Below are 22918 nucleotides of genomic sequence, written 5' to 3' on the forward strand. Positions count from 1 at the left end.
TCACCGACTCAGGTCGGCAATGGTCCCGGGCTGGAGTCTCCGCGGAGGCGTTTGAGGACGAGTTCGGCGCTGATGAGGCACATCGGCACGCCGACCCCGGGCGCCGTCGTGGCACCGGCATAGAACAGCCCGTCGACTGCTTTCGAAGAGTTCTGCCGTCGGAACATCGCGCTCTGGCGCAGGGTGTGCGCGGGCCCCAGCATCCCGCCGAGCCAGGAGTTGAAGTCCTCGGCGAAGTCCGTCGGTCCCAGCGTCCTGCGCACTCTGATGCGCCGGCGCAGGTCGGGGATGTCGGCCCATCGGGCGATCTGGTCGATCGCACGATCGGCGGCCGCCTCGATCCGCGGATCTCCTGCCCCGTCGTCTCCCCCGGCTCCGAGCCCTGCATCGGCGGGGACGGGGATGAGGAGGAAGAGGTTCTCGTGCCCGGGCGGGGCGACGGAGGGGTCGGTGGCGCTGGGCCGGCAGGCATAGATCGAGGCGGGTGAGGGGATCTTCTGCTTGGACCCGAAGATCGCGTCGAAGTTCGTCTCCCAGTCCTCGGTGAAGAACAGCGAATGATGCGCCAGCTCCTCGAGTTCGCCTTCTATGCCGAGGAAGACGAGCACCGCCCCGGGGCCGCTCGTCATCGACGTCCAGGAACGTTCGGGGTAGCTCTGATCCTCGGGGTCGAGCAGCTGCGTCTCGGTGTGGTGGAGGTCAGCGGCGGAGACGACGACATCGGCGGAATGCGTGTGTGCGCGTCCGGCGCCGTCGGTCCAGCTCAATCCCGTGGCCCGCCGTTCGGTTCGGCCGCGGTCAGGTGCCGCCTCGGTGTGGATGTGTGTGACGGCTGTGCCGGTGTGCAGGCGGACCCCGGAGCGTTCGGCCAACCGGACGAGGGCGTCGGTGATCGTATGGAACCCGCCCATGGGGTAACTGACACCTTGATCGAGGTCGAGGGTGCTCATGAGGTGGTAGATCGCCGGTGCCCGTCGCGGGTCGGTGCCGAGGAAGATCGCAGGGTACTGGAGGATCTGGCGCAGCACCGGATCGTGGAACGAGGATTCGGCGAAGCCGACCAGTGACGTCCCCAGCTGCCGGGCGAGTTTCGGAAGCGCGCCGAGGATGTCCCGATGGAGCAGGGACCGTGGTGAGGTGAAGGGGTTGTAGAGGAAGTGGGCGAGCGCGAGCTCCTTCGTGTGCTCGGCCGAGACGAGGTAGTCATCGAGGGCGTCTCCCGTGCCGCGCTCGACGCTGTCGAAGGTCGCTCGCACCCGGGACCTGCCCTGCGGGATCGTCAGTTCTCGCATGCGTCCCGGGGCTCCCGTGCTCGCATCGACCGGACCCGGTGGGCTGAACACGGTGTAGCCGGGATCGAGCGTGCGCAGGTCGAGTTCGGCCTCGGCGCTGGTGCCGGCGAGAGCGAAAAAGTGTTCGAAGACCTCGGGCATGAGATACCAAGAGGGCCCGGTGTCGAAGCGGAAGCCCTCGCGCTCGAACACGCCGATACGCCCGCCGAGTTCGGAGTTCTTCTCGAACAGGTCGACCGAGTGCCCTTCGCGGGCGAGGAGGATCGCCGTGGCCAGCCCGGCGGCTCCCCCGCCGATGATGCCGGTGCGCGGGCTGCTGCCGGCACCGGAGCCGCTCCGCCGGTTCACTTCCGCCCTTCGCGCGCTGCAGTCATGAGTGCGTGGGCTGTCAGTCGGGCCTTGACGGCGTTCGGGACCCGCACCCGCTGCTGGTAGAGGTCGGCAACGGGGGTCGTGGCGATTCTGTCGGTCAGCGCGGTGAAGAGCGCGCAGGCGCAGCGGACCGCGGTGCGCGCGTCCTTCGGCAGTCCGGTGATGGCGTCCCGGGCGGCGGCGAGCTGCTGTCGGATCGTGTTCACCCACTCGGCCTTTTCGGCCTCGGTGAGTCGGTGTCCCGAGGTGAGGTAGCTGCGGCCGAGGCGCTGGTCGTCGTCGGCCAGGTCACGCAGGAAGTTGACGTTCTGGAACGCCGCCCCCAGCTGCCGTGCCCCGTGCTCGAGCCGTGCGACCTCGGCGGGGGTGCGGTCGAGATCGATGAGGAAGACCTTGAGGCACATGAGTCCGACGACCTCGGCAGACCCGAAGACGTACTCGGCATGTTCCTTCGCATCGAAGCCGCGGACCGGCGGCGAGGTTCCGTCCTCGGTCCCAAGACCGGAACCAGTGCCCGGGGGATCGAGGTCTGCGCTCATCGAAGCGAAGAAGGGGTCGACGAGGTCGGCGCCGATGTCGGCGGCGCGAGCGGTCCGGGCGAAGGCGTGGATGACGAGATTGTCGCTGATGCCGCTGCTCAGCGCCGCATGAGTGGCGGAGGCGAAGCGGCCCAGCATCTCCCGCTGCTCGGCCTCGGCAAGCCCCGCCTCGGCGGCCAGACCGTCGACGATCTCATCGGCGATGCGGACCAGGGCGTAGATGTTGCGGATATGGTGCCGGTTCCTGACCCCGAGCAACCTGACCGCAAGTCCGAAGGAGGTCGAATAGCTCGCGATCACGGCCCTGGTCGCATCCTCGGCGGTGCGCGTGTAGAGCTCATCGGTTGCGGTGCGGCTTAACGGCGTCATATTCGTTAGCTTAGCTAAAGAAATGCCCGGGGAGCGAATCTCCGCTCGGGCGGCGTCGCGGTGTCACTCGAGGACGAGGCAGAATGGACGCCCGATCGGGTCGGCGTAAACGCGGAAAGTCGGGTGCTCGTCCGAATCGTCGAGGAGCCTGCCGCCAGCGTCGAAAACCGTGGGTTCGGCGTCCTCATAGGAGGAGACGAGGATGTCGATATGGACCTGCAGCGGAACGGAGTTGTCCGGCCAGGTCGGGGCCACATAGTCCTCTGCTCTTTGGAAGGAGAGGATCTCCCGGCCCGAGGGCTCGTAGAGGTTGACCCAGTCTGCGTCCTCGTCCGGTGATACGCTGCCGCCGAGCAGCCTGCGGTAGAACCGGGCCGTGTCGATCGGCACGGGGCAGTCCATGGCGGTGGTGTTGAGACGACCGATCATGATGTGCTTCTTTCCTCGAGTCGGAGTACAGACGGCAATGGCTGCTCAGACAGCAGGGTACTGCTGCGCGGCCAGGAGCGAGCCTAGATGTGCGGCGTTGGCGGCGAGCGTCTTCGTCGTCGAGGCGACTGCGTCGGGGGTGGTCTCGAGGTCCTTGAAGTCCCGTGGGTTCATCGCCTCGGAGTTCCAGTACGTCGAACCCTGCGCGGGGATGGTGAAGCCGATGTCGTTGAGGGCCTGATGGGCATCGGCGATGATCTTGTGTGCCCCGTCCTCGTTGCCGACTACGGCCACGACCGCGATCTTGCCGAACATCGCGGGCCTGCCCTGTTCGTCGGTGTTCGACAGTTCGGCGTCGAGGCGTTCGAGCACGCGTTGGGCCACGCTCGACATGTGGCCCAGCCATGTGGGAGTGGCGAACACGAGCACATCCGAGTTGCGGATGCGCTCGGCGATCTGCGGCCATTGGTCCCCGTCGCCCATGTCCGCCTTCACGCCGGGTCTCACGTCGTAGTCGACGACTCTGATCATCTCTCCCTCGACTCCGTGTCGGCCCAGTTCGTCGAGGACCTGGCCAGCGATGACATCGCTGCTCGAGTCGGACGGGGAGGGCTTGAGAGTGCACACGAGTGCTGTGGCTGTGAGTGCGTTATCCATGTGTTCACGCTAGGTGCCCGGTCTCGGCAGGGACAAGACCCTGCGGTGCCCAATGCAAACCCCCGCCTGGCACGGGCACAGACCCGCAGGTGCGCGCCCGGAGGCAGGCGTAGGGCACGGGCGCGGTGACCTCAGAGATGGTCGCGCGGGAGCTCTCGGTCCCAGTTCTGCGAATAGATCCGCTGATAGCCGAGGTCGCCGTTGAGCTCGAAGGCGTCGAGTTCGGCGGCGATGTGGAAGTTCTGCGCGGTCGAGGTCAGCACTGTCCGAGTCTGGACCTCGATGCCCCAGCTGCCGCGCTCCATGCGACGCAGGGTGCTCGTCTCACCCTGAACCGAGTTGACCTCGTTCCAGCGGAATCGGTACCACTCGTCGGTGCGGCGACGGATCGTCGTTCCGGTCTCATCGAGGCAGAACGAACCCTGGTCGTTGATGATCTCGAGCGTCGAGACATCGGTGGCGAGGTCACGGATGACCCGCCACTGATGGTCGCCGGCCTCCAGATCGGTTGTCTCGAGCTCCGCGGCCGCCTCGGCGTTGCCGAAGTCCCTTATCTGCTCGTCCTCGCTGCGCGGGGGCCGGACCGGCAGCTCGAGGGTGCTCTGGCCGGGATGCAGGGTCACGGCGGCGGAGGCGGGCGAGGGCCACACCAGCGGCCAGTACGAGGTCGAGACGGACAGCCGCATCCGATGCCCCGCAGGGAATACCTGCGCGATCCCATTGAGCGGAATCGTGATCCGATACCTTCTGCCGGGTTCGAGCGCCTCGGGCTCCTCGCTGCCGTTCCGATGGGTGAGGTTGAGGATCCCGTAGGTCACTCGAGTCGCCTCACCGTCAGGGAAGACGTCGGACAGGCGCACGGCCAGCTGCGCATTCGGCCGGTCGGAGGAGACGACGAACGAACATTCGCCGCGACCGCAGATCTCGATGTCCTCCTCCAGCGGCCCGGTGTCGAAGACCAGAGCACCGCCGTCCTCCTCGCGCTGGTCGAAGGGCAGATCGGGCGCGGCCGCATAGGAGGCCCATTTGCCGGCGAAGAGGCCGACGCTCAGCGGCGATTGGAGCGTCAGCTCCGTCGAGAGCTCATCCGAGGGATCCTCATGCCCGGGGTCCTCGGCTGCGCGTTCGCTGGGGGTGAGCCGTCCCTCGCTCAGGCGCAGCCGCCACGGCTGCAGCCGGTTCGAGGGCCATTCGGATTCTCCCACCCAGCGTCCCGGGCGCTCGGAATAGGAGGAGCGGGGGGTGATGCTGTCCTGCATCCACAGGCGCAGCATCGGCTCGTCCATGACGCCGGTGTCCTGCCCCTTGAGCCAGTGGTCGAACCAGCGCACGACCTCTTGCAGGAAGCCGATGGTCGGGCCGGGCACGCCCAGATGCGGGTATTTGTGTCCCCAGGGCCCGATCAGCCCGCGCCGCGGCACATCGAGGTGCTCCATGAGCCTGAAGATCGCGTTCGTATAGCCATCGGCCCAGCCGCCGACGGCCATGACAGGGCACTCGATCGCCGAATAGTCCTCGGAGACCGAGGCGTGCTGCCAGTACTCGTCGCGTCGCTGGTGGCCCAGCCAGTTCTCGAGCCAGAGTCCGCTGCCCGACAGCCGGTCGAGCCACATCTCACGCCACCGATCGCCGACGATCTCCGGATCCGGCGGCAGACTGTTGAACGCGAACATCACCGTGGCCTCGGAGAGGTTGTCCGAGAGCAGGGCGCCGCCCATGTAATGCATATTGTCGACGTAGAGATCGTCCGTTGCTGAGGCGGAGATGATCGCCCCCAGGGCCGGCGGGCGGCGGGCGGCGACCTGGAGACTGTTGAAACCTCCCCAGGAGATGCCCATCATCCCGACGTTGCCGTCGCAGTAGGGCTGCTCTGCCAGCCAGGCGATGACGTCTTCCGCGTCGTCCTGCTCCTGGGAGCAGTACTCGTCGAGCAGCAGCCCGTCGGAGTCCCCACTGCCGCGCAGGTCGACACGCACGCTGACATAGCCGTGCCCGGCGATGTACGGGTGGTTGAGGCTGTCGCGGCCGCGGCTGTTGTCGCGTTTGCGGTAGGGAATGTATTCGAGCACCGCCGGCAGAGGCGCGCTCTCCGCCTCGACGGGTACCCAGATCCGCGCGGCCAGGCGCGCGCCGTCGCGCATCGGGATGAACACGTTCTCGATCGTGCGGACGTCATAGGGGAAGTCTTCGATGGTCCTCATGCCAACCTCCGTTCGATGGCGCGGTCACTGTCATCGCGGCACTCCTGCCGCAGGACGAGCTCTCAGCTGAAGTCGAACTCGAGCTCGTCGAGGATGTTCTCGTAGTTCTCGTCGAGTTCGTCAAGATCGGAGGCGCCGAGGTAGAGCTTGCCGAGCACGTACCGGTAGCTGTCCTGCCCGGTCATCTCCGACAGCCGTTCGCCCGGTCCGACGTCGAGGGTCGCGACGGCTCCCGGGTAGCGGGAGCGCAGCTTCAGAAGCGAATCCTCATCGGGCACCTTCGTCACCACCGCGTCCTCGTCATGGAAGATCTTGAACTGTCCGGCGACGGCGAATTCGCCCTCTCCTCGGGGCATGCGCGGTTCCATGTCGAGGGCGATGTCCACGGCGACCTGGTGATTGGACACGCCGTCGACCTTCGCGAAGAGGTCGCTGTGGGATTGGCTGATGCGGGTGTTGAATTCGATGAGCCACAGCCTGTCGCTGTCCTCGTCCCAGATGAACTCCGAGTTGAAGCAGCCGTTGTCGAAGCCGATGTGCTCCATGTAGCGCCGGGTGTAGTCGATCGCACGCTCACGGACGGACTCGGGCGTGCTCTGGGCGGGATAGGTGAGGCGATCGAAGCTCGTGTTCTCAGCGTCCTTGCGCATGTCGAAGAGTCCGTGCACGGCGAATCGGCCGCGATGGACGCTTCCCTCGGGTGCGATCTGCCTGCCGACGACGAGCTCTTCGGCGATGCAGGCGTTGCCGCCGAACTCCTCGAGCTCCGGCGGCAGATCGACACGGGAGAGCACGGCGTCGAAGGCGTCTCCGACATTCCGGATCTCCTCTCTGATCTCCTGCAGAGCCCGGGAGAACGTCTCCGCATCCCGGATCTCGAAGCCGAGCTGGGAGGAGTGGGACTTCACGGGTTTGACCCAGAACGGGAAAGCGAGATCGATGGAATCGAGCGCATCGTCGTCGAAGGGATCGAAGGCGGCGAATCCGGGCGTGCATTCGGGCACGGAGCGCCGCTGCTCGAGCCTGCTCCAGTACTTGTGCTCGCATTTGAGGATGCTCTCCAGGCTCGGCGCGGGCAGGCCGAGCTCTTCCGCCAGCACCGGGGCGATCACACTCACGGGGAAGTCCCAGTGCGGGATGATCGCGTCGACTTCGTCGGGGAAGGCGCTGAGCTCTTCACGCGCCGCTGACAGCAGACTGCCGAAGTCGATCGTCGCGACATCGACGAGGGCGTCGTAGCTGAGGAGACCGCGGAAGTTCATCTCCTCCGCTCCCCTGATCGTCTCGAGTTCCCTGCGCTGGACATCTGTCAGTCCCGGTACGAACACATTCTTCTTTCTCACACCTGTATCCCAACGTCGACGACGGCTTGTCCCTCAGAAGCCAAACAATGTCGCACCGCGGCACGCAAACGGCTCCGAGGCCTCATGTTCGACCGCCGTTTCCGGCTCGGCGTGACGACGGCCCCGTGCCTCTCACAGTCCGCCGGGTGAAGGGATCATCCGGCCCCTCGACAGCGCTGTGACCAGGAACTTCAGTAGACGAGCGAGGAGCAGGGTAAGCCGAGATGCCAGGATCCACAACCCCTCTTGTGGAGCAGCAGAAGCAGCTCCAGGTTGGGTACAGAAGCCGAGGTCAAACCGATTGAACATCGAACTTCTCCACGGTTGCCGAATCGGTGACCTCGATCGTCGGATCGGGGAGAAGAGCAGGGAATCTCTCGTCAATCCAGGAGAGGAGCAGCAGATGAGCCGATCACAGGCCGAGAGCGTCGAGCGCCTCGACCGTCTCCGCGACCGTCACGGCCAGCAGGGCCGGATCGGGATCCGAGGCGAAGGGCTCTCCGCGTCGCAGCTCCTCATGAGTGAGTGCGATATGCGGCCCTTCCGGCGGTCCCCAGCTGCGGACGCGGGCCGGTCCGAAGAGGACCACCGAGGGGCGGCCGAAGGCATTCGCCAGATGGGCCGCACCCGTGTCGGCGCTGACGACGAGGTCCGCGGCGGCGATGCTCGCACAGAACTCTCCGAGAGATTGGGTGCCGGCCGCCACGCGCAGGCGTCGGTCCGCGCCGCCCGCAGCCCGCGCGGCGATGAGCGCGGCAGCCCTTTGGGCACGCGCCCGTTCGGCTCCCGAGCCGGTGAGGACGACCTCGTGTCCGCGCTCGAGCAGCTCGACACCGACCTCGGCGAAGCGCTCGATCGGCCACAGTCGACTTCGCTCAGCGGCCCCGACGTGCACGATCACGGCAGGAGACGGCAGCCCGACCGGAAGCCCCGCAGGATCGATCCGCAGATCCTCGGCATCAGCGCTGACTCCGACATGCGCGAGCATCTGCGTCCAGCGGCGACGCTCGTGCATGTCCTCGACCCATTCCGGACCGGCCCAGCCCGGTTCCGCATGACCCCACTGCAGCGGCGCCCCGAAGGACTCGAGCCAGCGATGGCTGGCCGGACCGCGACCATGGAGGTTGACGACGCAGCGAACAGCCGCCTCGAGCAGGACCCCACCACGATCCGGTGGAACGGCGATGTCGCCGGGGGCCACCGGCAGGATCTCATCCACACATCCGATCGCGGTGACCAGCGGGCGCAGGTGCTCGGGGCAGGCGAGGACGAGGTCGGAGGACGGAAACGCCGCTCGCAGTCCTCGCAGCGCCGGGACGGCCACGAGCAGGTCTCCGATTCCGAGAGCACGCAGCGCCACCACGACGTCCCTGTCCATGGGCTCCGCCTTCCGTCCGCGATCCTCTTCGATCGTGACGATACCCTCATCCGCGATGTGCCGTACAACGGCGACCCCGATCGCGTCGTTCCGGTCGACACGGCCGCCTCGGCGGTGGCTCTCGCCCGTGCCTGCGGGGTTCCGGTGGGAGTCATCAGCAATCAGTCCGGCATCGGCCGCGGGCTCATCTCCGCCCGCGAGCTGGCGGCCGTCAACAATCGCGTGGAGGATCTGCTCGGCCCCTTCGAGGTGTGGCGTCACTGCCCGCACCTGCCCGAAGACGGCTGCCGGTGCCGGAAGCCGGCGCCTGCGATGCTGCTGTCGGCGGTCGACGAACTCGGCGTTCCCATCGCCGAGGCGGTGATGATCGGCGATATCGGTGCCGACGTCCTCGCCGCTCGTGCCGCCGGCTGTCGCGGCATCCTCGTGCCGACCGAACGCACGCTGGTCGAGGAGGTCTCGGCCGCCGAGGCGGTCGCGACGACGCTGCTCGAGGCCGTGCGCTCGGTCCTCGGCTGCAGCACGACATCCAACCATGCCGGTTTCGGTGCCGGAGCGGCACCGGAGATGACGGGAGGCTCATGGTGAACCGCCACGTCCTCGCGGTCCGACTCGACAGCATGGGTGACCTTCTCGTGACGAGTCCCGCCCTGCGCGCCATCGCCGCCTCGGACGAGGTCGCGAAGCTCACCCTGCTGTGCAGTCCTGCCGCAGCACCCACTGCGCGGCTGCTGCCCGGGGTCGACGAGATCGAGACCTGGTCCTGCCCGTGGATCGTCTCTCCTGCTCCGGCCGTCGATCCTGCGGACATCCAGCGGATCGTCGACGTCCTCACCGTCGCCGACATCGACGAGGCGGTGATCTTCACCTCCTTCCACCAGTCCGCGCTGCCCACAGCGATGCTCCTCAGGGCGGCCGGGATCGCCCAGATCACAGGTGTCTCCGTCGACTATCCCGGAAGCCTCCTCGATGAGCGGATCCGTCCGGTCTCGGAACTGCCCGACGATCTGCCCGAGGTCGAACGCGGGCTGGCGATCGCCGGTCGCGCCGGTTTCGAGCTGCCCGCCGATGACGACAAGCGCCCCCGGGTCGTCGGCATCGCGGGAGAGTTCGCTCGACAGTGCCCCCGAACGCTCGACGGCGGGCGCCTCATCGTCGCCCATCCGGGCGCGAGCGTGCCCTCGCGACGCTGGTCGCCCGAGCATATGCGCGAGACCGTCGCCGAACTCGCCGCACAGGGATGGACCGTCGTCGTCACGGGCACCCCGGATGAGCGTCGGCTCACCGAGTTCGTCGCCGGAGCCGAGGGCATCGACCTCGGCGGCCGACTCGATGTGGCCGGTCTGGCCGATCTCCTCGCCGCGGCAGAGGCCGTCATCGTCGGCAACACCGGGCCTGCACACCTCGCGGCCGCAGTCGGCACCCCTGTCGTCAGCCTCTTCTCCCCCGTCGTGCCGCCGGTCCGGTGGCTTCCCTACGGGGTCGACGTCGAGATGCTCGGCGATCAGACCGCCGCCTGCCGCGGCACCCGCGCCCGGGACTGTCCCGTCGCCGGCCATCCGTGCCTGAACTCCGTCAGCGCCGAGGACGCGGTCTCCGCCGTCCACCGGCTGATCACGCGCAGGCCCGGGCCGCATGAACCCGAACCCGGGGCCTCTGTCCGAGACAAGGAACCTTTGAACCGCCGAGCACACGCAGTAAGGAGCAGCTCATGAGAATTCTGCTGTGGCACGTCCACGGATCGTGGACGGATGCCTTCGTCAGAGGAGACCACGATTACCTCCTCCCGGTCGATCGGGAGCGCTCCGCATGGGGTCTGGGCCGGGGCGGCCGCGACTGGCCGAACGCCCGAGAGGTCGCGATCGAGTCGCTGGACGCCTCGGATTTCGACGTCGTCATCGCCCAACGGCCCGAAGAGATCGACGAGATCCGCACGCGGTTCGGCGTCGTCCCCGGCGTCGATGTGCCCGCGGTCTTCGTCGAGCACAACACCCCGCGAGCAGCAGTGCCCGACAGCCGGCATCCGCTCGCCGACCAGCAGGACGTCCCCATCGCCCACGTCACCCATTTCAACGCCCTGATGTGGGACTGCGGGCTCACTCCCACGACCGTCATCGAACACGGGATCAACGATCCCGGTCCGCTCTACACCGGGCAGCTGCGGCGCCTGGCGTTCGTCGGCAACGAACCCGTGCGCCGCCGCCGGGTGCTCGGCACGGACATCCTCGAACTGGTCTCCTCCCATGTGCCCGTCGACGCCTTCGGCATCGGCACCGAAGAACTGCGCACAGGGCTTCCGGAACCGACAGGCCGCCTCGGCGAGGTCGACAGCGCGCCGATCATCCCCTACGGGGATCTGCCGCCGCACGAGCTCCACCCGCTCGTCGCCGAACGTCGGGCCTACCTCCATCCCGTGCGCTGGACCTCGCTGGGGCTCTCGCTCCTCGAGGCCATGCACATGGGCATGCCCGTGCTCGCCCTCGCCACGACCGAAGCGATCCGGGCCGTCCCCGCGAGTGCGGGGATGCTCACGACCCGACCGCGCGAGCTCATCGACATGGCCGTCCACCTCATCGACGATCCGGAGCTCGCGGCCGACATGGGTCGCCAGGGACGAGCCCATGCCCTCGAGCGCTACGGCCTCGACAGGTTCCTGCGCGACTGGGACGAACTGCTCGACGCGATCGTCACCGAAGGCCATGCCGGCGTCCGCGCCGGCGCCCACCCCGACCGCCACATCCAGACCGTCTGAAGAGGAGAGACCAATGCGCATCTCGATGATCTCCGAACATGCCAGTCCGCTGGCCCCGCTCGGCAGCGTCGACGCCGGCGGACAGAACGTCCACGTCGACCAGCTCGCCGCCGAACTCACCGCCCGCGGCCACGACGTCACGGTCTTCACCCGACGTGACGATCCCGATTCGGCCGAAGTCGTCACCATGGATTCCGGCACTCGCGTCGTCCACATCTCCACAGGCACCGATTCGCATGTGCCCAAGGACGAACTCCTCGATCACATGCCGGCCCTCGGACGCGGCATCGCCGACTACTGGCAGCACTATGCCGATTCCCGTCCGGACGTCGTCCACTCGCACTTCTGGATGTCGGCGTTGGCCGCCCGAGCCGCGCTCGAGGCCGCCCACCTCGGCGGGGTGCCGCTCGTGCACACGTACCACGCGCTGGGCACGGTCAAACGCCGCTATCAGGGCAGCGCCGACACCAGTCCCGCCGAACGCATCCGATTCGAGCGCACCATCGGCGAAGATGCCACTCGCATCGTCTCCACCTGTGAGGACGAAAGAGGCGAACTCGGGGCCCTGGGCATCGAACCGAGCAAGGTGGACGTCATCCCGTGCGGGGTCGACCTCCGCCAGTTCACACCGGGCGATGGTCCGAGCACGCCGCCGACCATCGTCTGCCTCGGGAGGCTCGTGCCTCGCAAGGGCGTCGACCTCGTCATCCGCGGACTCGCGCAGCTGCATCGCTCCGGGCGGGACGACGTCGTTCTCGACGTCATCGGCGGCAGTGCCGATGGGGGCGAATTCGCCGCCGATCCCGAAGTCAAGCGCCTGCGCCGCCTCGCCGCCGAACTCGGAGTCGAGGAACACGTCCGCCTCCGCGGACACATGGACCGCTCCGAGATCCCGGCCGCGATCCGCAGCGCCGCCATCGTCGCCTGCACCCCCTGGTACGAACCCTTCGGCATCGTCCCGCTCGAGGCGATGGCCTGCGGGGTGCCCGTCATCGCGGCCGCGGTCGGCGGGCTGCAGAACACGGTCGTCGACGAAGGCACGGGCCTTCTCATCCCGCCGGGTGAGCCCGCAGCCTTCGCCGCCGCCGCCGAACGCATACTCTCCTCCCCGGATTTCGCCCGGTCCCTGGGCACGGCCGGAATCGAGCGCGTACGGCAGAGCTACACCTGGGCCAGCGTCGCAGAGGCGACTGAGGCGGCCTATCGACGAGCGCGCGGCGTCGGCGAACTGCACGAGAGGGACCTCGTCGTCGCGGGTCGGCCCCGGATGTCGACCGTCGCGGAGGACGTCGTCGAGTCGCAGCTGTCAGGGGTGGAGTGCGCCGTTGACTCTCTGCGCGAACAGCTGCCGACGGTGCGGCAGTGGAGCGAGGCCCTCGCGCAGACTCTCGCGGCCGGTGGGACCCTCTTCTGCGCCGGCAACGGCGGCTCCGCGGCCGAGGCCCAGCATCTCAGCGCCGAACTCGTCGGCAGGTTCTCCGCCGACCGTCCCGCGTACTCGTCCATGGCGCTGAGCACGGACTCATCGGCAGTGACCGCGATCAGCAATGACTACGGGTTCGAGAGCGTTTTCGCACGCCAGGTCGACGCTCATGCCAAGCCGGGCGACATCCTCATCCTGCTGAGCACCAGCGGTCGCAGTCCGAACCTCGTGAGAGCCGCCGAGGCGGCGAATCGGATCGGGGCGACGACCTGGGCGCTGACCGGCCCCGGGGACAGCCCCCTGACTGAGGTCTGCGACTCCTCGGTACGGATCGACGCCGCCGCGCCGCATGTGCAGGAGGCCCATCTCATGGCGGTCCACTGCCTGTGCGCGGCCTTCGACGAGAGAGTCGGCAGGCTCGCCGCAGCAGTGTCCGCCCCCGCCGAGACTCCCGCGCCGGCCCGAGCGCCTCGCTCTCCGGTCGCCCGCTCACCCCGAGTCGCGCCCATCGGCGCCCGTCTCTGAGAGAGGACAGACCATGCAGATCACAGTGGTCGGGGACACCCTCCTCGACGCCGATGTCCATGGCAGCGCTCGTCGTCTGCTGCCGGACAACCCCGTGCCCGTCGTCGACGTCGACCACATCGACCACCGTCCCGGCGGGGCGGGGCTGGCGACCCTGCTGCTGGCCGCGGCCGGTCACGAGGTGACCCTCGTGACGGTGCTCGGCGATGACGAGAACGCAGAGCGCATCGAAGCCGCACTGCCCTCGGTCGAGATCGTCGCCGCCCGCCTCGCTGCCCCCACCCCGGTCAAACGACGGCTGCTGGCCGAGGGACAGCTCGTCACCCGCATGGACGAGAACTGCTCCGCAACGCCCGTCGAGGTCACCGACGAGATGCTCGCCCGCGTCCACAGCGCCGATGCCGTGCTCGTCTCCGACTACGGTCGGCACCTGAGTGAGAACGTCCGACTGCGTGCCGCTCTCACGGAGGCGGCCGCGAAGGTCCCCGTCGTCTGGGATCCGCACCCAGCGGGCGCGGCGCCTGTCGAAGGCACCATGGCGGCGACCCCGAACTTCGCTGAGGCGCTGACTCTGACCGACAATCCGAACGGCCCGGAGACGAGCGTGCCCGAGGCGCACACTGCGGCCGAGGGGCTCCTCGAACGGTGGCAGACGCGGGCGATCGTCGTCACCCTCGGTGCACGCGGGGCGCTCACGCTGGAGAGCGGGGCAGGTGCGCGCTTCTCCCCCACTCTGAGCCCCACCACCGGCGACGCCTGCGGAGCCGGCGACTGCTTCGCAGGCTGCCTCACCGCCGGACTGGCGGCCGGAGCCGACCTCGTGGATGCCGTCGACCGTGCGATCGCGGAGACGGGTGAGTTCATCGCCCGCGGCGGCGTCGACGCACTCACCCGGCCCGAGCCCCCGCTGCTCGGGACTGCTCCCGGCACCGCGGACCCGGCAGTGCAGCGCGCACGCGCCGTGCGGGCTCGCGGAGGCACCGTCGTCGCCACGGGAGGATGCTTCGACCTCCTCCACGCCGGCCATGTGAGGGCGCTGAGCGCAGCCAGGAGGATGGGAGACACCCTCATCGTCCTGCTCAACTCGGACGAGTCCGTCCGTCGACTCAAGGGCGCCGAACGTCCGATCGTCGGTTCAAGCGACCGCGTCGAGCTGCTGCGTGCCCTCGACTGCGTCGACGACGTCCTCATCTTCGACGAGGACACCCCCGTGTCCGCCCTCGAGCAGGTCAGACCCGACATCTGGGTCAAGAGCGACGACTACCGTCACGCCGACCTCGAGGAGGCGGAGGTCCTCACGCAGTGGGACGGACGCATCGTCACCGTGCCCTTCGTCCCGATGCATTCGACGTCCGATCTCGCCGGGGCCCTGCGCCGGCTGGACGCCGCGGCGGTCTGAGAGCGGCCCGCCGCTTCCGCCCACACACAGACTCACTGCAGAAAGGAATGACATCCATGGATCTCGAGAACAGCAGGATCATCGTCACCGGGGGCGGTTCCGGACTCGGAGCCGCCTCCGCCGAGGCCATCGCCGAGGCGGGAGGCGAACCGATCGTCTTCGACCTCGACCCCACCTCCGGCAGCCATCGCGGCGTGAGCGTCGACGTCACCGACCGACTGGCGGTGGAGAACGCCGTCGCCGAGGTGGCCGAAACGGTCGGCGGGATCGACGGGGTCGTCACGGCCGCCGGAATCGATATTCCCGGCGACCTCGACGAGGTCGATCCGGACCGCTGGGAGAAGGTCATCGGCGTCAATCTGCTGGGGACCGTCTCGACGGTCCGCGCCGTCCTGCCTCACCTCGAGGCCAACCGCGGCCGCGTCGTCACGGTGTGTTCGACGCTGGGGCTGCGCGGAGCCGGCGGTGCCACCGCGTATGCCGCCTCGAAGTTCGGCGTCCGCGGCTTCAGCCAGGCTCTGGCGGCGGAGATGGTCGGCCGGGTCGGGGTCACGAACCTCATCCCCGGCGGAATGAACACGAACTTCTTCGACGGTCGGGACGAACGCTTCGCGCCCGGCGACCGGAGTCAGCTCAACGATCCCCGCGATGTCGCCCGGACGGTCGTCTTCGCGCTCACCCAGCCGCCGCGGGTCGAGATCCGCGAAGTCCTCGTCGCCCACGAGGGTGAGGACTCATGGCCCTGAGCACAGCTCTGGTCTCACCGCCTGGCGGCGGACGGTCCGCTCTGCCTGCGCGAGCCTCACTGTCCTGCGGCGAGCGCCCGAACCTCGGCATACACGCTCTCCGGCGACACCTCGGCTACGAGCGAGGGGTCGTGGGAGCAGCGTTCGGCCGTCCAGCCGACCTGGGTGACGTCGATCCCGCAGACCGGGCACCTCGTCACCCACGACATGAGGACCCTGTGGCGGGTGCGGCTCAGCGGTGCGGCATTGAGCGCATTGCCGATCCAATAGATGCCCACGGTCCTCGCGCCGGCGGCCGCCGCGAGGTGTCGCGGACCGCTGTCGTTGCCCACGACGACCTCGGCGATGGTGAACGCGCCGAGCAGCTCGCCGAGGCTGAGGCGACCGGCCAGCGACTGCACCCGGTCGCCCAGTTCGGCCGAATTGACCGCTCTGACACCGTCGACGATCGCCTGTGCATCCTCGACATCCTCTTCGGCGCCGACGACGACCACGCGCCAACCGTCCTCGACGGCGGCGGCGACCAGATGGGCGAAGTGCTCGGTCGGCCACCGGCGACGCGGGTCCGTAGCGCCGGGATGGACGATGAGGAGGGGCCGAGGTCCGGTCCCGATGATCCGTTCGGCTGCGGCGGCCTCTGCCTCCGCGACGGCGATGACGGGTTCGATCTCAGCGGCGACCGCTCCGGCCAGAGCGACGACTTCGAGGGCCCGCAGCATCTCGTGCTGGTAGTACACGTACGGCAGAAAGCGCTCGAGAGCGGGTGCGTCGGGCGTCTTCGTCCCCACCGTGTGTCGGGCGCCGAGGCCGAGGAGAAACGGGTTCGAGTTCTTGCCGCCGCCGTGCATCTGGACGGCGAGGTCGAATCCTCTGCTGCGCATCTGCGCGAAGAACTCCTCCTGCTCCGCGGTGCCCTCGCACCGAGGCTCTGCCACGAGCACCTCGGAGATCGGACCCGAGCGCCCTTCCAGCAGGCGGCGATGGAGTTCGCTGCCGATGAGGGTGATCGAGGCCTGAGGATAGGCGGCCTGCAGTGCCGTCAGCGCCGGATAGGCGAACATCAGATCTCCGAGGCCTCCGCCGCGGACCACCGCGATCCGCTCGACATCGGCAAAGACATCTTCGACCATCGCAGCCGCTCCGTTCCCATCACATTCCATTCGCACCATTCACACAGCGCCAGGAGGATCTCATGACTGACGTGACGACCATCGACACCGACATCGTCTCGACGATCACTATACAGAACCCTGCCGACGGGTCGGCTGTCGGCGAGGTCGGCTGCGATACGCCCAGCGCGGTCGCAGCAGCGGTCTCCGCCGCTGCCGAAGCCCAGGCGGACTGGGAGGCCACTCCCATCGTCGAACGCGCCCGCCTTCTCCATCTCCTCGCCGATCGGCTGACCGAAGCGACCGACGAACTGGCCCGGCTCAACCGGCAGGAGACGGGCAAGAGCCTCGACGACGCCCGCGGCGGCATCGAGGCGGCCATCGGCACTCTTCGCCAGTATGCCGAACTCGGCCCCGTCCACCGCGGACACAGCCTCCGCGGCGATCGCCAGGCGGCGGACTATACGCGGCACCGAGCCCATGGCGTGGCCGCAGTGATCACGCCCTGGAACGATCCGGTGGCGATCGCCATGGGACTCGTCTCGGCGGCGCTGGTCAGCGGCAACACCGTCGTCCACAAACCGAGCGAGCGCTGTCCTCACCTCGGCCTCCGCCTCGGTGAGATCTGCGCCTCCGTGCTTCCGTCCTCGGTGATGCACACCGTCACCGGGGGCCAGAGCGTGGGTCGGCTGCTCACCGAGAACGAGCAGATCTCACTCTGCGCCCACGTCGGCTCGAGCAGCGCGGGCCTCGACATCCACCTCCGGGCCGCCGCCCACGGCGCGCACGTCATCCGGGAGAACGGAGGCAACGACCCGCTCATCGTCGATTCGGGCGTCGACCCGCAGTGGGCGGGGCAGCAGGCGGCACTCGGGTCGTTCGCGAACGCCGGGCAGATCTGCACCTCGGTGGAGCGGATCATCGTCCACCGCGAGATTGCCGAGGACTTCGTCTCCGCCCTCGTCACCGAGGCCGAGCGGATCAACGGCGAGCGCTCACCCCAGCCCCTCGTCGACCGCAATCATCGACGCACTGTCCACTCGCTCGCGCGCGAGTCGGTCGATGCCGGAGCACGAGCACTCACGGGCGCAGAGGTGCCCAACGGACCCGGCGCCCACTATCCGGCCACGGTGCTCGTCGACTGCCGCCCGGGAATGCCCGTCGTCGACCGGGAGGTCTTCGGACCGGTGGCTCCGGTCTGCGTCGCCGACGATTTCGCTGAGGCTCTGTCACTGGCGCGCTCTGGCTCCTTCGGACTGGCCGCGACCGTGCTGACCGCCGACATCGGCCACACCCTCGAAGCCGTCGACGCGCTGCGGGTGGGAACGGTGAAGATCAACGACGTGTTCGGCGGTGCTCCGGGCGGTTCGGCGGAGCCGCGGGGCGAGAGCGGCTCGGGCTTCGGGTTCGGCCCCGAACTCCTCGACGAGATGACCACGACCTCGGTCGTCCACGTCGCACCGGCAGGAGGGCAGGGCCGATGAAGACGGAACAGACTCTCGTCCCTGCCGACAGCGGGCATCCGCGCACTGCAGCCGCGGAATCCGATGTCGGCCCGGGCACCGCAGGGCTCACCCGCGAGGAGGTCCAGGAGATCGTGTCCGCAGCGCCGGTCATCACCGTCCTCGGCGACGTCGTCCTCGATGCGTGGCTGTCCGGATGCTCCTCGCGACTGGCCCGTGAGGCGCCGGTCGCCGTCGTCGAACAGGACAGCGAGATCTTGGCGCCCGGTGGAGCGGCCAACACCGCGATGAACCTCGCGGCCCTCGGTGCCCGGGTGCGAATGGTCGGTGTGATCGGGGACGATGAGGCGGGCAGAACGGTCAGCGACCTCCTTGCCGCCGCTGGTGTCGATGTCAGCGGCCTCATCACCTCGACGCAGGCGACGACGCCGAAGAAGACGCGGATCGTCGTCGACGACCACATCCTGCTGCGGCTCGATCGCCTCGGCGGGAAGGATGACAGCCCCGGTGCCGAAAGCTGGGACGAGGAGCTGCATGTTCGGACGCTGCGGGCGCTCGACGGCAGCGAAGCACTCGTCATCGCCGACTACGGCGGGCCCGTCCACTCGGCAGGGCTGGTCGACGGGCTGACCGAGGCGGTGCGCCCCGGGCTCACCGTCGTCGACGCACACGAGCCCGAGCGGTGGAAGGCGCTGCGGCCGAGCGTCGTGACTCCGAACGTCGGCGAAACCGAGCGGCTGCTCGGCACTGCATTCCATAACAGCCCGCACCGGATGGAGATCGCCGAGCAGCTGGCTCCGCAGGTGCGCGAGGCGATGGCCGCCGAGTCCGCCGTCATCACCCTCGACAAAGACGGGTCCGTGGCCGTTGACGGGAGCGGGACCGTCCATCGCACCACGGCCCATCCGGTGCCGGAGAGGCAGGCCAGCGGTGCCGGAGACACCTTCGTCGCCGGACTGACCATGGCGATGCTCGCCGGCCTGCAGCTCGCGCGGGCAGCCGAGTTCGCCCAGATGGCCGCGAACGTCGCGATCTGCGCAGAAGGGACGTCCCTGTGCGCGGCCGACGACCTGCTGCATCTCGTCGGAGGCCCCCGCCGGACGGTGCTCGCGCTCGGACACTTCGACCCTCTGCGGGCCCAAGACTCCGCATTCCTCGCCGCGGCGCGCCGCCTCGGCGACTATCTCGTCGTCGCCGTCGACCGGGATTCGGGAGAGGAGGGCGCACGTCTGCGCATGCGGATGCAGCAGCTCAGCACCCACCCCTGTGTCGATCTCGTCGCCGAATATACGGCCTCGGCCGCCGAGGTCATCGAATCGCTGTGCCCCGACGTCATCGCCTTCGATTCGAACGGCGGCAGCCCAGGCATCGACCTGCCCACCACCGGGCAGATCCCTCTCGTCGACGTTCGCGACAGGGATTCTCTGCCATCACCGGCAGGCACGGTGTCGTCATGACAGCGTTACTCGACCACTGCGGCCTAGCCGGCAGCGGCACAGCAACATCGCAGGTCCGCCGCTGTGACGAATGGGGGCGGGCTCCCGCCGACAGCGGCGCGAACGCGCGGATCGAGGTGCTCATCCCGACCTGTGACCGCCCGGCCGAGCTCGCCGTCACCCTCTCCGGGCTGGCGGCTCAGCTCGATGCGGACTTCGACGTAATCGTCAGCGACCAGTCGCAGCGGCCCGCGGCCGAGGAACCCGCGGTCAGCGCCATGGTCGGCCTGCTGCGTGCCCAGGGACGCGAGGTCCGCCTCGTACGCAACCTCCCCAAACGGGGCATGGCCCAGCAGAGACACCGCCTGCTGACGCTGAGCCGGGCCGATTCCGTCCTCTGCCTCGATGACGATGTGTGGCTCGAACCCGGAACCGTCGCCCGAATGGAGGCGGCACTGATCTCCGCCGGCTGCGGATTCGTCGGATCCGCCGTCCAGGGACTGTCCTTCCTCGATGATCGCCGCCCGGCCGAATGGGGCGGCTTCGCGGAATGGGAGGGCTCGGTGGGGCCCGAGACGCCGCATAGCAGCGAGGAGTCTCAGCGCTGGCGGCTGCACAACGCGGCCAACCTCAGCCACATCGCCGCAGAGCGCGGATACACCGTCTCCGACCCCCGCCTCTACCGCGTCGACTGGGTCGGCGGCTGTGTGCTCTTCGACAGGATCAGCCTCCTGCGCTCGGGCGGCTTCGACTTCTGGGATCGGCTGCCGGCCGACCACGTGGGAGAGGACGTCTACTGCCAGCGGCAGGTGATGAACCGCTTCGGCGGAGCGGGTCTCATCCCGAGCGGCGCTGTGCATCTCGAGTCGCCGACGACTCTGACGGAGAGGGACTGCGAGGTGAGCGAGTGTCTCGATTGACCCTTTCAGCTGTCGCAGAACGGCGCACCTAGGCGAAATCTGCGGATCTGTAAAGACCCTTCCGCGCGCATTCCGCCCTCAATAGCGTCATTGGCAACACGGGAGCTCCCGCGGCTCCTCGACCCGATTCGGAGGATGACATCATGACTTCACCCATCCAACTGGCCCGCACCTACGCCCGCTCCTATGAGGCGTCATCACGCAAGGGCAAGGGCACGATCCTCGACACGCTCACCGAGGCGACCGGCTGGACACGCGACCACGCGCGCCATCAGCTTCGCAGTCAGATCCACCAGATCCGGGCCGGCGTCTCCCTCGACTCCGTCGTCGACCGCCGCCGACTCAAGCCGAAGAAGTTCTCCCCCCGCGCCCAGCGGGCCCTCGAACTCGTGTGGAAGTCCTCCGGCCGTCCCTGCGGCAAATACCTCGAGGCCGCGATGTCGGACTGTCTCGACTCCCTAGAGAGGCACGGCCACCTCCGCGAAGGACACCGCGGCTACTCGTCGTCCGTGCGGCAGGAGCTCCTCGACATCTCAGCAGCGACCATCGATCGGTACCTGCGCGCTGCCAAGAACGGCGACCACGACGATTCGTGGCTGACCGGCACCGGGGCGGGGATGCGTGCTTCGCTTCCGCGGCAGCGCATGCGCTCGCTCCTCGAGCCCGAACCCGGATACTTCATCGTCGAGCTGCTGACCGTCACGACCCCGACAGGTCAGGACTGCGCCACCATGACATTCACCGACGTCGAGATCGGGTGGGTGCACACGCAGACCTTCACTCCCGATATGCCGGTCGTGGACATGCTCGCAGAGATGGTGCGCGCAGTCCCGTTCATCGTCACCGGCATCCTGCTGGCTCCCCCGCTGCCTGCCGACGACATCGAGGGATGGGCGAGCGAGAACCTCATCGAATTCCACAGTATGAGCGACCTGCGACAAGGCGCGCGCGTCCCCGATTGGACTTTCAGCGAGCGCGACCTTCCGCTGGGCTCGAACAGCGACCTCGGCGCTGCGGTCGAGCGGGTCAACGAGCTGTGGACGGCTCTGGGCGATCGCCTCAACTTCTTCATGCCCGTGAAGAACCCCGTGGGGTGGCGCCTGACCCCGGCGGGTGAACGTCGGCGCGAATACGATCGGCCCGACACACCGGTCTCGCGGCTCGTCAGATCCGGCATCCTGTGCCCGGATCAGACTCGGGAGCTGCGCGAGGCGAGCCGCGAGCTCGACATCGCCGCGCTCACCGCACGCATCGAAGAGCTGAAGACAACTCTGCGCTGAGAGGCAGACCGGACCGGAAGCGATGAGCCGCGACCGCTCCAGGTGCTTCGATGTTACTGTATCCGTACCGGCAAGGACCCCGGAATCTGTGCCCTGACCAGGGAGGCGAGTCTGATGGTCGACCTACCGTTGGACGAACTGTCGACGGTGTTCGCGCGGATGAATTCCATGCTCCTCGACGAGAAGACCGTCGACAACGCGGTCATCCTCCTCTCGGAGGCGGCCAAAGCGGCGATCCCCTATGCGCTCGGAGCCGGTGCCACTGTCCTCGACCCAGCCGGCCGCCCCATGAGCACGGGCAGCACCGACGAGATCGTCAGCGATGCCGACGCCCAGCAGTACACGACCGGGGAAGGGCCATGCCTGAGCGCCTGGGCGGCCCAGAGGCCCATGCTCATCGACGACATCGGGGACGAGGAACGGTGGCCGCGCTGGACGAACGCGGTCGCCCACCTGCCGATCCGTTCGGTGCTCAGCGTGCCGCTCGTCCATGAAGAGACCGCGCTCGGGGCGATCAAAGTCTATTCCGCAGCTGCGGGCGCCTTCGACGATGAGACCATCCGCCTGCTCGAGCTGTTCGCAGGACCGGCCTCGGCGCTGCTCGCACACGTGCAGTCGACGGATCTGCCGGCCCGCCTCAGCGAGTCACTGCAGTCGGCGCTGGCCACACGCGACATCATCAACCTCGCCAAGGGAGTGCTCATGACCGAGCGCGCCCTCGACGCGGACACCGCGATGGCCCAGCTCATCGGGCTTGCGCGTGCGGGCGGGCAGAGCCTGCTCTCCTGCGCCGAGGGCATCATCGCCTCGACGCAGCGAGGAGATGACAGAGACAGATGACCGGTCCGTCCCCTGACAATCCCGCTTTCGGAGAGCCCGGAGACATGGACTCCGACGAACAGCTCAGACGGCAGCTGGCCAAAGCCGTTCGCTACTGGCGGATGTCGGTCAAGGAGATCTGGCTTCACTACTTCAGTATCGGCGGCAGCGTGGGAGAGTACGAACTCGATGCCTACATCAACTCGTCCTATGCCCTCTCGCCCGTGCAGCACGACATCCTCGCACAGGCGATCAATGAGCTCATCGATGCTCGACCGGAGCCTCCGCGCGCACCCTACAGCAACGATGTGCATGACCGCAGCGACGGACTGCTCGACCGCACCGACGGCCCGAGCAAGGCGACGAACGAGCATAGCCGCCTTCCGGAACCCATTGACGAGGACCCCGGGTCGAACGAACATTGAAAACACGGTTCGCACGGTCGCGGAAAGCACCGTGGGGCCGA

Annotated in this window: 20 protein-coding genes; 12 read left to right on the forward strand and 8 right to left on the reverse strand. The window is 68.2% G+C overall.

All coding sequences use genetic code 11. The features are described from left to right. Positions 1 to 8 precede the first annotated feature (8 nt). From crtI to AC3CD9_RS11135, 7 genes are all read right to left on the reverse strand, one after another. On the reverse strand, positions 9 to 1640 hold the full coding sequence (gene crtI, locus AC3CD9_RS11105; protein ID WP_488363918.1) for a phytoene desaturase family protein: 1632 nt from the start codon (positions 1638 to 1640) through the stop codon (positions 9 to 11). Further along, positions 1637 to 2572 carry a phytoene/squalene synthase family protein gene (locus tag AC3CD9_RS11110; protein ID WP_488363919.1) on the reverse strand — a complete coding sequence of 312 codons (936 nt, stop codon included), beginning with the start codon at positions 2570 to 2572 and terminating at the stop codon, positions 1637 to 1639. The genes crtI and AC3CD9_RS11110 overlap by 4 nt, the downstream gene beginning before the upstream one ends. Before the next feature lie 63 nt (positions 2573 to 2635). Next, complete coding sequence (locus AC3CD9_RS11115; RefSeq protein WP_139908828.1) at positions 2636 to 3001, reverse strand: VOC family protein; 366 nt, start codon at positions 2999 to 3001, stop codon at positions 2636 to 2638. Between the two features lie 45 nt (positions 3002 to 3046). Continuing rightward, positions 3047 to 3658: a flavodoxin family protein gene (locus tag AC3CD9_RS11120; protein ID WP_488363920.1), complete on the reverse strand. Its 612-nt coding sequence runs from the start codon at positions 3656 to 3658 to the stop codon at positions 3047 to 3049. 131 nt (positions 3659 to 3789) lie between these two features. After that, entirely contained in the window at positions 3790 to 5859 is a 2070-nt protein-coding gene (locus AC3CD9_RS11125; RefSeq protein WP_488363921.1) for a CocE/NonD family hydrolase, read from the reverse strand. A 62-nt stretch (positions 5860 to 5921) separates the two neighbouring features. Then, entirely contained in the window at positions 5922 to 7202 is a 1281-nt protein-coding gene (locus AC3CD9_RS11130; protein WP_488363922.1) for an ATP-grasp domain-containing protein, read from the reverse strand. 412 nt (positions 7203 to 7614) lie between these two features. Beyond that, complete coding sequence (locus tag AC3CD9_RS11135; RefSeq protein ID WP_488363923.1) at positions 7615 to 8580, reverse strand: glycosyltransferase family 9 protein; 966 nt, start codon at positions 8578 to 8580, stop codon at positions 7615 to 7617. A 57-nt stretch (positions 8581 to 8637) separates the two neighbouring features. Between AC3CD9_RS11135 and AC3CD9_RS11140 the strand changes: the two genes are divergently transcribed. Genes AC3CD9_RS11140 through AC3CD9_RS11165 form a run of 6 tightly spaced genes read left to right on the forward strand, consistent with a single transcriptional unit; the run spans position 8638 to position 15425 of the window. After that, complete coding sequence (locus tag AC3CD9_RS11140; protein WP_488363924.1) at positions 8638 to 9168, forward strand: D-glycero-alpha-D-manno-heptose-1,7-bisphosphate 7-phosphatase; 531 nt, start codon at positions 8638 to 8640, stop codon at positions 9166 to 9168. Then, positions 9162 to 10295: a glycosyltransferase family 9 protein gene (locus AC3CD9_RS11145; protein WP_488363925.1), complete on the forward strand. Its 1134-nt coding sequence runs from the start codon at positions 9162 to 9164 to the stop codon at positions 10293 to 10295. Before AC3CD9_RS11140 ends, AC3CD9_RS11145 begins: the two co-directional genes overlap by 7 nt. After that, a complete protein-coding gene (locus tag AC3CD9_RS11150; protein WP_488363926.1) occupies positions 10292 to 11332 on the forward strand; it encodes a glycosyltransferase in 1041 nt (346 codons plus the stop codon). The genes AC3CD9_RS11145 and AC3CD9_RS11150 overlap by 4 nt, the downstream gene beginning before the upstream one ends. Before the next feature lie 13 nt (positions 11333 to 11345). After that, entirely contained in the window at positions 11346 to 13280 is a 1935-nt protein-coding gene (locus AC3CD9_RS11155) for a glycosyltransferase (RefSeq protein WP_488363927.1), read from the forward strand. 13 nt (positions 13281 to 13293) lie between these two features. After that, on the forward strand, positions 13294 to 14679 hold the full coding sequence (locus AC3CD9_RS11160) for a PfkB family carbohydrate kinase (RefSeq protein WP_488363928.1): 1386 nt from the start codon (positions 13294 to 13296) through the stop codon (positions 14677 to 14679). Between the two features lie 47 nt (positions 14680 to 14726). Then, complete coding sequence (locus AC3CD9_RS11165; RefSeq protein ID WP_488363929.1) at positions 14727 to 15425, forward strand: SDR family oxidoreductase; 699 nt, start codon at positions 14727 to 14729, stop codon at positions 15423 to 15425. Positions 15426 to 15481: 56 nt separating this feature from the next. Here AC3CD9_RS11165 and AC3CD9_RS11170 read toward each other — a convergent pair whose 3' ends face one another. Further along, positions 15482 to 16555 carry a glycosyltransferase family 9 protein gene (locus tag AC3CD9_RS11170; protein ID WP_488363930.1) on the reverse strand — a complete coding sequence of 358 codons (1074 nt, stop codon included), beginning with the start codon at positions 16553 to 16555 and terminating at the stop codon, positions 15482 to 15484. A 62-nt stretch (positions 16556 to 16617) separates the two neighbouring features. Here AC3CD9_RS11170 and AC3CD9_RS11175 point away from each other — a divergent pair, with 62 nt between their 5' ends. From AC3CD9_RS11175 to AC3CD9_RS11200, 6 genes are all read left to right on the forward strand, one after another. Further along, positions 16618 to 18018: an aldehyde dehydrogenase family protein gene (locus tag AC3CD9_RS11175; protein ID WP_488363931.1), complete on the forward strand. Its 1401-nt coding sequence runs from the start codon at positions 16618 to 16620 to the stop codon at positions 18016 to 18018. Next, the gene (locus tag AC3CD9_RS11180) at positions 18015 to 19454 is read left to right on the forward strand and encodes a PfkB family carbohydrate kinase (RefSeq protein ID WP_488363932.1); all 1440 of its coding nucleotides are present in this window, start codon (positions 18015 to 18017) and stop codon (positions 19452 to 19454) included. Before AC3CD9_RS11175 ends, AC3CD9_RS11180 begins: the two co-directional genes overlap by 4 nt. Further along, on the forward strand, positions 19451 to 20353 hold the full coding sequence (locus tag AC3CD9_RS11185; protein ID WP_488363933.1) for a glycosyltransferase family 2 protein: 903 nt from the start codon (positions 19451 to 19453) through the stop codon (positions 20351 to 20353). The genes AC3CD9_RS11180 and AC3CD9_RS11185 overlap by 4 nt, the downstream gene beginning before the upstream one ends. 143 nt (positions 20354 to 20496) lie before the next feature. Continuing rightward, positions 20497 to 21633, forward strand: coding sequence for a hypothetical protein (locus tag AC3CD9_RS11190; protein ID WP_488363934.1), 1137 nt, complete (start codon positions 20497 to 20499; stop codon positions 21631 to 21633). Between the two features lie 114 nt (positions 21634 to 21747). Then, on the forward strand, positions 21748 to 22473 hold the full coding sequence (locus AC3CD9_RS11195) for a GAF and ANTAR domain-containing protein (RefSeq protein ID WP_488363935.1): 726 nt from the start codon (positions 21748 to 21750) through the stop codon (positions 22471 to 22473). Then, on the forward strand, positions 22470 to 22877 hold the full coding sequence (locus tag AC3CD9_RS11200; RefSeq protein WP_488363936.1) for a hypothetical protein: 408 nt from the start codon (positions 22470 to 22472) through the stop codon (positions 22875 to 22877). Before AC3CD9_RS11195 ends, AC3CD9_RS11200 begins: the two co-directional genes overlap by 4 nt. The last annotated feature ends 41 nt before the right edge of the window (positions 22878 to 22918 follow it).

This window comes from Brevibacterium sp. MGP-B1 (assembly GCF_057766545.1).